10 protein-coding genes are annotated in these 14,861 nt (G+C 32.9%); 4 read left to right on the top strand and 6 right to left on the bottom strand.

Annotation, left to right across the window (positions count from 1 at the left end; genetic code table 11):
* Positions 1–360: 360 nt before the first annotated feature.
* From ABJF52_RS16190 to ABJF52_RS16175, 4 genes are all read left to right on the top strand, one after another.
* Positions 361–3,387 (top strand): gliding motility-associated C-terminal domain-containing protein, encoded by a 3,027-nt coding sequence (locus tag ABJF52_RS16190; RefSeq protein ID WP_348152596.1) that lies wholly within the window; start codon positions 361–363, stop codon positions 3,385–3,387.
* A 44-nt stretch (positions 3,388–3,431) separates the two neighbouring features.
* Positions 3,432–4,358 carry a type IX secretion system membrane protein PorP/SprF gene (locus ABJF52_RS16185; protein WP_348152594.1) on the top strand — a complete coding sequence of 309 codons (927 nt, stop codon included), beginning with the start codon at positions 3,432–3,434 and terminating at the stop codon, positions 4,356–4,358.
* An 11-nt stretch (positions 4,359–4,369) separates the two neighbouring features.
* A complete protein-coding gene (locus ABJF52_RS16180; RefSeq protein WP_348152591.1) occupies positions 4,370–6,325 on the top strand; it encodes an OmpA family protein in 1,956 nt (651 codons plus the stop codon).
* A 502-nt stretch (positions 6,326–6,827) separates the two neighbouring features.
* Positions 6,828–8,462 carry a carboxypeptidase regulatory-like domain-containing protein gene (locus ABJF52_RS16175; protein ID WP_348152588.1) on the top strand — a complete coding sequence of 545 codons (1,635 nt, stop codon included), beginning with the start codon at positions 6,828–6,830 and terminating at the stop codon, positions 8,460–8,462.
* Between the two features lie 20 nt (positions 8,463–8,482).
* Here the strand turns inward: ABJF52_RS16175 and ABJF52_RS16170 are convergent, their stop codons facing one another.
* From ABJF52_RS16170 to nirB, 6 genes are read right to left on the bottom strand one after another with little or no spacing between them, the layout of a single operon-like run.
* Positions 8,483–8,848, bottom strand: a complete 366-nt coding sequence (locus tag ABJF52_RS16170; protein WP_348152585.1) for a hypothetical protein — start codon at positions 8,846–8,848, stop codon at positions 8,483–8,485.
* The gene (locus tag ABJF52_RS16165; protein WP_348152582.1) at positions 8,838–9,431 is read right to left on the bottom strand and encodes a bifunctional precorrin-2 dehydrogenase/sirohydrochlorin ferrochelatase; all 594 of its coding nucleotides are present in this window, start codon (positions 9,429–9,431) and stop codon (positions 8,838–8,840) included. Before ABJF52_RS16165 ends, ABJF52_RS16170 begins: the two co-directional genes overlap by 11 nt.
* A 1-nt stretch (position 9,432) precedes the next feature.
* Entirely contained in the window at positions 9,433–11,262 is a 1,830-nt protein-coding gene (locus ABJF52_RS16160) for a PAS domain-containing protein (RefSeq protein WP_348152579.1), read from the bottom strand.
* A gap of 8 nt (positions 11,263–11,270) precedes the next feature.
* A complete protein-coding gene (locus tag ABJF52_RS16155) occupies positions 11,271–11,858 on the bottom strand; it encodes a DUF4202 domain-containing protein (protein ID WP_348152576.1) in 588 nt (195 codons plus the stop codon).
* A gap of 21 nt (positions 11,859–11,879) precedes the next feature.
* A complete protein-coding gene (gene nirD / locus ABJF52_RS16150) occupies positions 11,880–12,257 on the bottom strand; it encodes a nitrite reductase small subunit NirD (RefSeq protein ID WP_348152573.1) in 378 nt (125 codons plus the stop codon).
* Between the two features lie 24 nt (positions 12,258–12,281).
* Entirely contained in the window at positions 12,282–14,795 is a 2,514-nt protein-coding gene (gene nirB / locus ABJF52_RS16145) for a nitrite reductase large subunit NirB (protein WP_348152571.1), read from the bottom strand.
* Positions 14,796–14,861: the final 66 nt, after the last annotated feature.

The following is a 14,861-nucleotide window of genomic DNA, read 5'->3' as shown; positions in this document are numbered from 1 at the left end:
TAGTGTTACTGCTGATGCAAACGGAGTATTATATTTCACACAATTGTTTTTCAACTAAAATTAAAACCAACTTAGACAAACAAATTAAACGATTAGCTTATTTTTTTAGGCCCTCTTTCTTGAAACAAAAGGGGGCTTTTTTATATTCTCAATTTTCAAAAGCTTCACTAATATAGATTTAAAAACGCTCTTAATTTCGAATATTAAATAAAATTCAACAGTGTATTTCATCCCTAATTAAACATAGGATTATGCATTTCATCGAAAAAAATGTGCATTTCAGCTAAAGAAAATACGATTTATTAAAATAAAACTCAATTCTTATAGTTACCGTAAGACTAAACCTACAAACCCCCGCCTATGGTTCTTACAACTACTTTAAAGATTCGAATCACCTTATTAATCGCAAATTTATTTTTTGGAATTTGCTCAGTTTGTGCTCAAACGAAAGATTTTGCAACTACAATCATTAATGAAGAACAGGTTAACGCTTCAGCAAATTCAATAGACACAAATCTAAACACAAACGCAGAAATTATGGCAAGCTCTGGAATCGCTCTGGGCATTGGCGCATATTCTGGAGAACTTGAATTAGGATTTACGCAAACGATTTCTGCAAACAAAACCAGTTATGTAAAAATAGAAACTGAAGACGACCTATTACCTAGTTTACTTGGTGGTAGCTTAGGAGGTTTGTTAGCAAATATAACAGGCACACTTCTAATAGGAAATCAAGAATTTTCTGTTGAAGCCAAAAATGGGAGCACAACAGTTCTTAGTAGAGCCTCCAATTCAACAATAGGATTTTCTAATGATGATTTACGAATAGTATCGGATCAAAACGACGATTACTTTTTAGCAATTTCCCCATCATTAGACTATGATAGAATTAAGATAACCAATCGTATTGGATCACTTATAGGATTAAATAACACAAAAGCCTTAAATGTATTTGGTGCATATACAAGCAGTGGCTCTAGCAGTTGTGGAACACCAAATTACACCTCTTTTAGTGGTAATGGAATTACCCTTGACTTATTAAATATTGGTGGTGCTGGTGTTACAAACCCTGGTGCTGCAATTGATCAAAACCCTAGTACATTTTCTGAACTTAGTTTAGGTATATTGGGTGTTGCTGCAAGTATTGAACAAACAATATATTTTGACACTCCGTCTCATGAAGACGATAGTTTTTATTTGCAATTATCAACTGACCCCTCTTTATTACAAGCGGGTGTTTTAAATAACATTGAAGTAGTAGGTCAGAATGGTACTAATAATGTAGTTTTTACCGATAATCTTTCAAGTTTAATAAACTTAGATGTATTAACGCTATTACAAGATGATTCTATGGCAACTATAGAAATACATCCAGACGCTAATGTAGATAGATTAACCATTAGATTATCCTCTTTATTAAATGTAGCTCTAGAGCAACAACTTCAAATTCATGAAGTATTTGTAGGTCCAAGCTCACCAGTAATAAATGGTGGCGCTGAAAATGTTAGTACCTGTTATAATACTGCTGCTACTATAATTGCAACAGCTGATGGTGATACGAACACAGAAATTAGATGGTATGATGCTCCTGAAAATGGCAACTTACTAGCGACTGTTAATTCTGGAGAAACCTTTACAACTCCAACTCTAACAACAGATACTACATTTTATGTGGCATCGGCGAAAACTACATGTTCGCAAGAATCAGCTCGAATTCCAGTAATCGTTAATGTTGTAGATATACCAACGGCTGGTGACATTGAGGTATCTGGTAATCAATCTCCTGTATGTTCTTCTAGTGAAGCCACATTAATTCCAACAAGTGATATTGATGGTACTTTTTCTTGGTATTTTGATCCAAATGGAACCAATGAAATTACAGATGGTCTTGTATCTAACGGAGCAACATATACAATAGATTCTAATGGTACTTTAAGAATTAATAACCTTGATGATATCAATAGTCCGTATACCTATTATGTAAAAATAACTGAAGCTTCTGCATCGTGTGAAAATGCTCCGGGCGATTACAAAGAAGTAATAGTCACTGTTGTTGATTCTGATTTTGATGCTGCAATTTTGGTTGATACCATTCTTGATATAGATGATCTAGTAAATATTTATGGCGGTGATACATCTTTATCCCTCACAGGTAATGTTATTGGTGACGTAAATGCTGGAGATTTATTATCATTAACATTAAATAATATTACTAGTGGAGGTGCAATTGACGCCAATTTAGATTTTAATATTGATATAGATGCTAATGATTTAATCGATGCAGTTAACACCGGTATTGAAACTACAATTACCAATGGTGTTTGTACGGTAACAGGACTTTTACCAATTGATTTACCCGAACTACCTACAGATAATTTAACCCAGATCTTTTGCGAAACAGAATTAGCTGTTGTTTCAGATTTACAGGTAAGTCGTGATGATATAGTATTCTTCGAAAACTTAACAAGTGATGTATTAATAGATGCAAATACACCTTTAGTGGATGGTGAAGTTTATGTTGCTGGTTTAATTGACATCCCTACTTCAGTAATAAGTAGAATAGAAATTACAGTTGACATTTTAAGCGTTCCAACGCCTACTACCGATTCGGCTAATCAAACTTTTTGTGCAAGCCTTAGTCCAGTAGTTGGTGATATACAAGTAAATGAACAAGATGTAATTTTCTATGACAGCATGTCTGGTGGCAATGAATTAAATCCTTCGACCGCACTAGTTGACGGTGAAACTTACTATGTTGCCCAAACACAAAACGGTTGTGAAAGTACAAGTAGATTAGTCATTACAGTTGCCATAAGTGATGATGAACCAATATTGATGTCTGGTCAATTTGAAGATGTTTGTCTAAATAGAGACTATACTTATGCAGCCTTAAGTGGTAAAGAGAATTACATTTGGACTATAACAGGCGGCACTATAACGGAAGGTGGCACTTTAACTGATGAATCAGTAAGTGTTAGATGGACAGACTTACAAGACACATCAATACATCTTTCCTATACAGACAGTACCAATTGTAACTCTGATTCCGGTGTTAGTCAATCTATTGCAACAGTATCTTGTGGAGAAGTTTTAGGTGAAGAATTTTCGCTAATAGTTTACAATGAGTTTACTCCAAATAATGATGGTTATAATGATTTCTTCAAAGTAGACGGACTTGAAGTTTATGATAATACAGTAGAAATTTATAATCGTAATGGTAGTATGGTGTTCAGCGCAGTTAATTACCAGAACACTTGGGATGGTATAGCAAATGTAAATGGAATTCTTAGAAGTGGTGAGCACTTACCAGCAGGCACTTATTTCTACAAAATCAACATCCCTGAAATTGATCGAGACCTCGTAGGCTGGCTTCAACTAGCTAGATAACGATTCAATTTTAAAAAGCAAATCAACCCAAATTATATCCAAACATGAAAACAATATATAAAATAGCGAATTTTATTATGTTCTGTGCATTCGTTACAGCTACACAGTTCACATTCGCGCAACAAGCACCACAGTACACTCAATACATGTATAACACAACGGTAATTAACTCCGGTTATACAGGTTCTAGTGAACATTTAGAAGCATTGCTTTTACATCGCTCCCAATGGGTGAATTTAGATGGTGCACCAAAAGTTCAATCTTTTTCCGTTAATGGTTTAGTTAAAGACCGAATTGGTCTTGGAATAAGTGCTGTTAATGACAATATTGGAGCCTCTAATAACTTAAATGTAAATGCAAATTTTGCATATCATATTCAAACTGGATATAAAACCAAGTTAGGACTTGGAGTTAACGCTGGATTAGATGTTTTAAAAATTGACTGGTCTAAAGGTACTTATGAAAACAATTTAGACCCAGTTTTTATGGAAAACCTCAGCACAGTACGACCAGTTTTTGGTGCGGGTGCATTTTTCTATAGTGATCGATGGTACATGGGTGTTTCTACCAACAATATTTTAAACTCTCAGGTATATAGTGATAATGATGAGACTGTAACCGATAGAAAAAGTCAATATTATTTTATGGCAGGTTATGTATTTGATGTATCACAAAATTTAAAATTCAAACCTACTATACTAACCAAACACGTTTCGGGTGCCCCATTAACTTTAGATTTTTCGGCAAACTTTTTAATAAAAGAAACATTTGCAGTTGGTGCTGCATACCGATATGATGATGCCATAAGTGCCTTAGCAGGTTTCCATATTTCAAAAAGCTTCTTTTTGGGGTATGCTTACGACTATTCCATAACAGGTCTTCAAAGTTATAATGATGGCTCTCATGAGATTATTCTTAAGTACACTTTATTCAATACTAAAAAGAGAGCATTATCTCCACGTTTCTTCTAAATAAAAAAACTATGAAAAAACTACTACTATATACTTTAATGGGCTTTTGCTTAATTGGATCTGCCCAAACGAAAGAATCAAAAGCCGATGAGTTTTTCAATGATTTTAAATTTGATAAAGCCATTGTATTATATAAACAATTGGCTGAAAAGAAAAATAGACCTTCCTTACATGTTATGCAAAATTTAGCGGCTAGCTATTTTAATATTAACGAATATACTTTGGCAAAACCATGGTATGAAAAATTATACAGAATTCAAGGTAGAGAATTCGGAGAAGGAAATATCATAAAATTAGTTCAATGCCTAAAAGCTGATAATGAAAATAACCGAGCCGATAATTTATTGAAAGACTTTTACACAGATAAAGATCGCTTGCATATAATAATGACTCAAAAGAAATATTTAGATAGTTTAGAATTAGAAGCAGAAAAATACGAAGTAGATAATTTAGCTTTTAATAGCAAGAAATCTGATTTCGCCCCAGTTCAGTTTAACGACAAATTAATTTTTGCTTCTGCGCGTGACACTATCAAATCAAACGGAGAATTATATCCCTGGAACAAACAACCATATTTAGATTTGTATATCACAAACGAAAATGATGGCAGCTATATCCCAGAAAAATTCTTGAACAATTTAGAATCTGCCTATCACGATGCAACCCTTACATTCTCTTGGGATGGAGAGACTGTATACTTTACTAGAAACTACTTAAAGACCAAGAATAAGCTAAATACTAATGAAGATGGTCTTTCTAATATGGAAATATTAAGAGGGACCATTGTTAATAATGAGATGATGAATGTAACCTCATTGAGTTTTAACAGCAAAAATTATTCTTGTGGTCACCCAGCACTAAGTCCCGATGGACGCTTTCTTTACTTTACCTCAAATATGCCTGGTGGTTATGGTGAAAGTGATATTTACGTAGTGGAGTTAAATACTAATGGCGATGTACTTTCAGACCCTATGAATTTAGGTCCGGCAATTAACACCCGTGGTCGAGAAATGTTTCCCTTTATACAAGATGAACGCATTTATTTTTCATCAGATGGTCATTACGGACTTGGAGGGTTAGATGTTTTTGGATCCGTAATTTTTTCAAAAACAGATTATTCCATGCCAATGAATATGGGAAAACCTATAAATAGCAATATGGATGATTTCTCTTTTATTCGTGAAAAGGAAAAAGGAAATGGTTATTTAGCTTCTAATAGACGTGGTGGAAAAGGAGATGATGATATTTATAGATTCTCGAAAGTTAAACCAGTTGAATGTTTAGAATACTCGGGCTACGTTTTAAATAAGAGTACAAACGAACCTATAGCACAAGCTAGTTTAGAACTTAGTAATTCTACCGACGAACAAATACATATTCTTAGAACCGATGAGAATGGCTATTACAATTTAATATTACCATGTAACAGAACGAACAATATGCTTTTCTTTAAAGCTGGGTTTTCGAGAGAAAGCGTGAAAATTGTTACTGGAGAAAATGTGGAACAGCCATCAACAAATAACCTTATTTATTTAACGCCTTTCGAAAGTTTAATTGTAAAAGAAGGTAATGTTGAAAAAATAAAAGTTGATCCGATTTATTTTGATTACGATAAATCAGATATAACTCCCAGAGCAGAAATTGAATTGGAAAAGGTTTTATTTGCAATGCGAAATTTTCCTGATATAAAAATAAAGATAGAATCGCATACAGATTCTAGAGGAACTGATAGCTATAACTTACAATTATCAGACGCTAGAGCTAAATCGACAAGTAGATATCTAAAAACACAAGGGGTTGCAAGTTACCGTATAGAAAGTGCTAATGGATACGGAGAAACACAACTTAAAAATAAATGTGCAAATGGAGTTCAATGTAACGAACAAGAACATTTATTAAACAGGCGTTCCAATTTCATTATTGTTTCGAAACATGGCGAGAATAACAGAATAAACAACGCAAAATAAAAAAACGAATTTGTTGTATTTGGAATATAAAAAACAGCAAATTACATCTTAACTTTAAAACAATTTCCCTCAGTTTAAATGGTAAAGACATAAATAATATGTTTTTGCCATTTTTACGTTTTAAAACGTATCCAAACCCATTTAAAACTATCTTTATAGACTTACCTTCGATAGCTAGTGAAATCACATATTAAAGCACCTATACAATCTAAATATTAGAGGTACAAATCCTGTTTAAAAACAATTGATATTAAATTCTATTTTTCCATAATCGAATTTGATATACTCCTATTTTTACACTACAAATAATAACGTCTCACTGATAGCAATAAATTATAAATTCTAGAATAGAATTTCCATGTTGTAGTTCATCGGCGTATAAAAAAATGATTTGTAATTCAACGAATGAAATGGGCATTTCGTCGAATAGACGAACAACACATTCCAATAAATAATGTACTATAATGGTTAATATAGAACCCAATCTTGTAATACTAAAATAATGAAGTTTTCCATTTTTTTTAATATTCGTATCCTACTTTTTTTCAACCTATTTGTGGTTAGTTCTATTTGTGCAAAACCTATTCACGCAAAACTTACACACAGTGAAACTTCAATAAAAACAGACCTTCACAAAAAATCTGTTGAAGATTTATTAATTGAAGCTGATATTCAATTTAATACATATCATTTTGAAAAAGCCATTGTATTATATGGAGAAATAATAAAAACAAACGTTGAACCTTCGGCGCATGTATTACAGCACATGGCCGATAGTTATTTTAATATTAATAAGTATTCCGAAGCTGGCATATGGTATTTAAAACTATATGATTTACAACAAGGAGCACTTGAAGAAAACTATATAATTAAATTAGTTGAATGTTTAAAAGCAAATAGACAAATTAGAAAAGCTGATGAAATACTAATTAATTTTTATGAGGGTAAAGAACAATTAAATTTGATTCTAACGCAGAAAAAACACCTAAATAATCAAAGAAGAAAAAACGAAAATTCTACATTAGTTAATTTACCATTTAATGGTGCTAAGTCTGATTTTAGTCCTGCAATAAATAAAGATGGATTATTATTTATCTCGTCAAGAGAAAAAGAGAATGACAATTATGATTTGTTTATAATCGCTCAAGATTCAGTTACAAGTGATGGTCACTTTTCAAATATTATTACAGATTCCACATTTGTACCTTCTTTGACTTTTTCAAGAGATAGTAAGACCGTATATTTTACAAGAAATAGTGATACTAACGTTGGCGCAGAAAATGTAACCAACCAACAAATTTTACGTGCAACAATTCGTAACAATGAGCTCACAAATATTAAAGTTCTTAGCTTTAATAATGATAATTATTCTTTTAACCATCCATCAATAAGTGCTGACGGTAAAGATTTGTATTTCTCGTCTAATATGCCTGGTGGTTTTGGAGAAAGTGATATCTATAAAGTTACCTTAAACAATAATGGTGATGTTATTTCTGCCCCTATAAATTTAGGTTCAAAAATTAATACTGCGGGCAGAGAGGATTATCCTTTTGTACAAGGCCAACAATTATTTTTCGCTTCAGATGCTCATTATGGTATGGGTGGACTTGACATTTTTAGTTCGCGGGCAATTTCCAAGTTAGAGTATTCAACTCCTTTAAATATGGGTTCACCAGTAAATAGTGCTATGGATGATTTCTCATACATTGCTGAGAGCGGTAGAAATAATGCATACTTTACATCAAATAGAGTTGGTGGCCATGGTGATAATGATATTTATCAACTTATTACAAAAGAAGTGGTAGCTTTTCAGATATATTCAGGTTACGTATTAGATGAAAGTACAAAAGAGCCAATTGCTAATGCGCATATTCAATTAAACTCAATATCTAACAAAGTTAACTTTACTTTTGAAACGGATGCAAATGGTTATTATACTTTAAAACTCCCCTGCAACAATCAGCACAGAATGGTGTTTTATAAAGAGAACTATTTAAACAATCGAATAGGCATTCAAATTGGTCAAAGGCCAAGCAAACCCTCTTTAAATAATATTATTTATTTATCTCCTTTAAACAAGATTGAAAAAAATGACAACAAAAGTGCATCGATTAATAGTGACCTAAGGGCATTTTAAACCAAAGAGGCTCTATTTATTTATTGCAATTTAGGATTCGGATAATTATCAGATTGATCTTCAATAGTGTTATCTAAACAAGTAAAATCTTTTTCAATTAGTATAGAAAGAATTTCACCATTAGTAAGTTTATAGTTAAAATTGAATCCCACTTTTTCATCGGTGGCCCACTCCCCCAGTAAGGTTTGAGAAATAATTAATTCTATTTTATTAGACCTAAAATGTCCTTCAATGTTATCTATTAAATCTGAAATCTTTATGGAATAAATAAAAGTATTCTCAATAAACTGAGTCCGCTCTTCAAAATAACCATTTTCACAAAAGGTTTTCACGTCCGATTGGGTTAATCTATATCTTATTGAATTCCCTTTAATTCTAATTTTCATTATCGTCTTTTTTATTCACTAAGCCTTTGGTAAACTCATTAAGGGTTTCCACTTTTTGTTCAAAATCACCTTTAATAGTTTTTCTATATTCATTTAAGTTTTGCACCAAATCATCAATATTTTCAGGTATTACATCTTCAAAAAATTGACGCAAACGCTTCGCAGTTGTTGGCGATTTTCCATTGGTTGAAATGGCAACTTTCACATTACCTTTAGTAACTATACCACCCATATAAAAATCGCAAAATGGAGGGTTATCAGCTACATTTACCAAAATATGTTGCGACCTACAATCGTGATAAACTTGCTCATTAACAGTAACAATATCAGTAGTAGCTATCACCATATGTTTATTTTCTAAATATTTTGAATCGTAACTATCTAAATGCATCTGAATATTAAATTCTTTTGCTAATTCAATAGTTACATCTCGATACATCGGCGATACCATTTCTACATTTGCATTAGGACTAGACTTTAAAAGAAAGGTCAATTTCTCATGTGCGACATTTCCACCACCTACAATTAAAATATTCAATTGTGATACTTTTAAAAAAACCGGATATAATTGATTTTGTACCATTTTATGCTTCCTTTTCTTGTATTTTATAATTAATGGTCACTTTAGTTCCCTGCCCCAATATAGAGTTAATAAACAAACGACCGTTAATATAACTTATACGTTCTTTCATAAAGAAAAGTCCCATTCCACCTTCACTATTATTCTTAGGAACCTCACTTAATATTGATGTATTAAAACCCTTACCATCATCATCAACAATTACGCTTAAAATATCATTACTATACTTAATACTAACTAAAATATAATTGGACTGTGCATACTTAATTGCGTTATTAACAGCTTCTTGGGTAACTCTGTAAATGTTAGTTTCAGCCAAAGAATCAAAACGCATATTCTCTTCAATCTTATTTTCGAATAAAATGGTTTTACCCGTAAGTTTGGCCAACTCTAATGTCATCTTTTGCAATGCTGGAAAAATACCATGATCACTTAATTCTGGTGGCGTAAGATTAAAAGTTGCAGTACGTACACCTTTAATTAAATCGGCAGTAAGATCCTTTAAATAGGCTATTTTTTCAACTGTTTTTTCTTTATTGGAAATATCAATCGATTCTATATTAAAACGTAATGCTGTCAACATTTGTCCGATTCCATCGTGTATATCCTTAGCTATCCGCTTTCGTTCTTCTTCTTGTCCCTCTACAATTTGACTTGCCTGCAATTTTTTCTGATACATACGTTCCTCAAAACTCTGCTGTGTCAATTGCTCTAATTTCAATTGATTTTGTTTTCGCTCGGTAATATCTGAACATAAAATTAAAATACTTTGTTGCTTGCTTGCCTGATGCATTGGAATAATAGAAATATCTAGCCAAATATTATCTTCGCTAGGTGTAGTAATCTCAATTTCTTCATTTCTAATATTATTCTTGCGATTATTCTTTAATACTTCTTTTAAATAACGTTGTTGTCCTTCATCTGTAGTTAATAATTCTGATAAAGGTTTATTTAATTGTTCCCTTTCAACACCCAATAAATTAAGGAACTTTTTACTTATAAATACAATACTACCATCTGCACGTGCACTAGCAAAAAGTGCAGCATTATCAATTACAAAATTTAGCTCTTGTAATTCCTTTAACGACTTTTCTTTTTCAATTAATAGTGTTTCTATCTTTTTAGATTTAGTAACTGATTTAGACTCACTTTGCATTAAATTGGAGATGGTTTTTCGAATTTGAACGGAAAGAGGTTTAAAAATAAAAAGTATCTCTAGTAACAAAATCAATAGCGACAATCCCAAAAGCCAATATTCTTTTTGCTTTAAATTTTGAAGTTTGGCATTACTTCTTAAATCATATTTATTTACAATATCATTCATTAATCGTAAAAATTCACGCTCATTTTTTAAAAGGATATCCTTCTGATGAATAAAATTAATACTCGAGGTATCTTGCTCGGACAAAATTTTCTCCGCAGCTACAACCATCGCCTGGTGATGTGGGTCTAGCGTTGTAAAAAGAGATAAAATTTCTGGATCCTTTTCTTCAGGTAGGTTTAACTCATCACTTCCAGATTGAAGGCCCAAATGCGAAGCTTTCCAAACAACAAGTGTTTTTTCAATTTCTGATAAAATAAGTTGCTTTTTTTCAAAAGAAGGAGTTTCATCCAAAAGTAAAATTTCCTTAACCAATTTTTGACTAAATGCTCGTTGGAAACCTGCTACATTGATAACGCGAGAATCGCTCAACTGTGAATTTAAATGCGATTGGATTAATAGGTTAGCAATTATTATAGTTATAGCAATAGCCGCTAACGCCAAAAGATACCACTTTCGTACTCGAAGAAAAGTGCTAGTGTCTAATGAGTCGTGTTGATTGCTATCTTGCATACATATTGTTAAGAAATTGCTTTCAAAACTAAAGCTACTGCACTTTTAGAAAGCGGAAGTTTTAAAGCAGCTTCATGACCTTTATCTGACATTTTACGCCAAGTCTTTTGAAGAATATCTATAGTTTTTTCTTCGGGATGTTTTGCTGCAAATGGTTCAAAATAATATTCTAGAAAAACTAAGCATACCACATCTTCTAATGTTTGGGTTTCTTCGTTCTTCTTCAATTGTTTTTTCTCTAGTAGAAACTTAACCTTAGTAATTATTTCTTCCGAATAACCAACTTCTTCAAGAATACTTTGTGCCTTATTAGCATGAAATTTTTTCAATTCTTGTCTCCAACGCAAATAACCCTCCCTATTCATATCATAGGATTCCCTCGGAATTTCCCATCGACAAATATGTTGACATCGAGCTGTTAATTGTAAAGGTTCGGAAGCATTTTTTTCAAATGCATTTAACTGTTCGGTCATCCGAACAGCATACAACAATTCTTTAGGATAACTCTTATCTTTATAAACCTCAGTATTTGGATCTTTTGAATTTGCAACATCAAAAAGTTCAAAAGCCCGTTGCATTTTTTCCGAATTTGTCATGGTATTCTATTTTACTCAAAACTATTCAGAAAAGCCTACATACACAAAGTCATTTTCTATTTTAACCGGATAAACTGCTATCGGGTCTAAATTACCGTTTAAATTTTCGCCAGTTTCTAAAGAGAAAGTTTTTTTATGAAGTGGACAAGCAATCATTGGTGTTCCTTTGTAATCGCCTATCATACCTCTACTAAGAACCATTTCTTGTTTTTCAGGTGATAAATTTTGGGTTGCATACCAGGTGTTTAATCTTTCGAAATTAAAAACTGCAATTTGCAAATTTTTATATTTAATACAAGCACCTCCATCTTTTGGAAAAGCAGTTACTGGAGCAGCTTTAAACCAAATATTAACATCGTTTAACTTAGTAGTTTTATATTTATTTAGAACATCTTCCATTGTATTTAATTTTAAGCTGTTTTATTAATTCCAAGGTTCAGGCATTTTTTGTTCTCTCATTGGTACGAAAACCAAGTTGTCATCTTCTTCTTCACTATTTACAAAGTGACTAAAACGTTTCATCATTTCAGGATCGTTTATAGCTTGTGTCCACTCACATTCAAATTTATTTACTAAGGTTTGCATTTCTTTTTCTAAATCATCAGCAATGCCTAATTTGTCTTCAATGATAACCTCTTTTAAGAATTCCATTCCTCCTTCTAGCCTATCTTGCCAAGCAGCAGTTCTTTGTAATGGCTTTGCAGTACGCATATAGAACATTAAATAACGGTCTATATATTTAATTACAGTTTGGTTATCAATCTGTTCTGCTAATAACTCAGCATGTCTTGGTGTTGCTCCACCATTTCCTCCTACATAAAGATTCCATCCACCTTCAACGGCAATTAGTCCAAAATCTTTTCCACGTGCTTCGGCACATTCACGAATACATCCAGATACTCCTCCTTTAATTTTGTGTGGGGCACGTATACCGCGATACCTATTCTCAAGTTCAATACCAAAGCTTACACTCTCATCCATACCGTAGCGACACCAGGTAGATCCAACGCACGTTTTTACCGTTCGTAAAGATTTACCATAAGCATGTCCACTTTCAAAACCATGGTCAATTAATTCTTTCCAAATTATGGGTAGTTGATTTAAAGTTGCCCCGAATAAATCGATACGAACACCACCTGTTACTTTGGTATATAAATCATATTTTTTAGCAATTTCTCCTAAAGCGATTAGCTTATCGGGAGTAATTTCACCACCAGGAATACGCGGTACAATAGAATAAGTTCCATTACGTTGGATGTTAGCTAAAAATCTATCGTTAGAATCTTGAATCGCATATTCTTCATTAGCAGTATCAGCATTAATTGTTGCCATTAAAGAAGCTACTACGGGTTTACAAAGTTCACATCCATGACCACCGTTACCGTGGTTGTCTAATACTTCATTAAATTTTTTATATCCTTTTACCTGAATAATCTTATATAAATCCTGTCGATTAAGGTCAAAATGTTCGCAAATAGAATCTTTAACTTCTATTCCTAATGATTTTAAAGTAGCCTCGGTAAGATCCTTAACCATTGGTTTACAACCGCCACAGCCGGTACCTGCCTTTGTACAACCAACTACATCAGCTAAATCGGCAGCTTCACCACTTTCGATAACACCGCAAATTTGCCCTTTAGTAACACTCTCACAAGAACATATCTGAGCTTCATCCGGTAGGTCCATTACATCACCGAATGATCCCCCACCCTCACCTGCGGGTAAAATTAACTGTGCTGGGTCTTCAGGAATAGCCATTCCGTTTAAATATATTTGGTGTAACATGCTATAGTCAGCTGCATCACCAACCAAAATACCACCTAGTAGAGATTTTCCATCTAAACTAACATTAATCCTTTTATATAAATGCTGTGTTTTATTTTCAAATATTATAGAATGTCCTTTAGAGGCCGGCATAAATGGTTCTCCAAAACTAGCAACATCTACTCCAATAAGTTTTAATTTGGTAGACATATCTATTTCACCTGGCATTACAGTTTCTTCTCCCATAATTTGAGCTACAGCTACACCGGCCATATCATAACCTGGTGCTACCAAACCGTAAATCATTTGATTATACAGGGCAACCTCACCTATAGCGTATATTTCTGGATCCGATGTCTGCATTTTATTATTGACAACAATTCCACCACGAACTCCCATTTTTAAGTTACATGATTTTCCAAGTTCATCACGAGGACGAATACCAGCAGAAACTATTAGCATATCTACAGGTAACATATCATCTTCACCAAACTCCATTCCTGTAATAGTGCCTTCCCCTAAAATTTGATTAGTAGCTTTACTCAAATGTATATTTAGTCCAATAGATTCCAATTTTAATTGTAGTACTTGACTACTTCTAGAATCTAATTGCCTTGGCATTAGCTTTGGGGCAAATTCAACAATATGGGGCTCCAGCCCCATGTCCATAACAGCTTTACCAGCTTCTAATCCAAGCAAGCCTCCGCCAAGTACAGCAGCTCTAGCTTCTGGATTTTCTTTCTTTACTTTAGCGGCATAAGCCAACATGCCTTCTAAGTCTTCTATTGTTCTATATACAAAAACACCTTCTTTCTCTACTCCTTTTATTGGAGGAACAAAAGCAGAAGACCCTGTTGCTAACACTAAATAGTCATAAGAAAACTTACGATCTTTAACCGTAGTAATTTCTTTACTTGTTCTATGTATGTCAGATACTCGTTCATCTACAATTAATTCAATATTATTTTCTGTATACCATTCTGCCGGTGCCATCTCTAATGCTTTAGCATCTTGATTTTCAAAAAATTCACTAAGATGTACACGATCATATGCTGGTCTTGGCTCTTCTCCAAAAACTACTAGTTTATATTTTTTATAATCAGCATGAGCTACAAATTTTTCACAAAACTTATACCCTACCATTCCATTTCCAATAACTACAATAGTCTTCATTTGCTTCTATTTTAATACTACGAATCAAAATTAAGTATTTATACGTAGAAAATGTATGATTATATG

This window comes from Aurantibacter sp. (assembly GCF_039941195.1).
Taxonomy (GTDB): domain Bacteria; phylum Bacteroidota; class Bacteroidia; order Flavobacteriales; family Flavobacteriaceae; genus Aurantibacter_A.
Note: the sequence above shows the minus strand (reverse complement) of the source record. Positions and strands in the feature narration are given on the sequence as shown.

Bases quoted from the DNA above. Each gene is read 5' to 3' on its own strand.
- ABJF52_RS16190 (WP_348152596.1), top strand. From the start codon at position 361: ATGGTTCTTACAACTACTTTAAAGATTCGAATCACCTTATTAATCGCA.
- ABJF52_RS16185 (WP_348152594.1), top strand. From the start codon at position 3,432: ATGAAAACAATATATAAAATAGCGAATTTTATTATGTTCTGTGCATTC.
- ABJF52_RS16180 (WP_348152591.1), top strand. From the start codon at position 4,370: ATGAAAAAACTACTACTATATACTTTAATGGGCTTTTGCTTAATTGGA.
- ABJF52_RS16175 (WP_348152588.1), top strand. From the start codon at position 6,828: ATGAAGTTTTCCATTTTTTTTAATATTCGTATCCTACTTTTTTTCAAC.
- ABJF52_RS16170 (WP_348152585.1), bottom strand. From the start codon at position 8,848: ATGAAAATTAGAATTAAAGGGAATTCAATAAGATATAGATTAACCCAA.
- ABJF52_RS16165 (WP_348152582.1), bottom strand. From the start codon at position 9,431: ATGGTACAAAATCAATTATATCCGGTTTTTTTAAAAGTATCACAATTG.
- ABJF52_RS16160 (WP_348152579.1), bottom strand. From the start codon at position 11,262: ATGCAAGATAGCAATCAACACGACTCATTAGACACTAGCACTTTTCTT.
- ABJF52_RS16155 (WP_348152576.1), bottom strand. From the start codon at position 11,858: ATGACAAATTCGGAAAAAATGCAACGGGCTTTTGAACTTTTTGATGTT.
- nirD (WP_348152573.1), bottom strand. From the start codon at position 12,257: ATGGAAGATGTTCTAAATAAATATAAAACTACTAAGTTAAACGATGTT.
- nirB (WP_348152571.1), bottom strand. From the start codon at position 14,795: ATGAAGACTATTGTAGTTATTGGAAATGGAATGGTAGGGTATAAGTTT.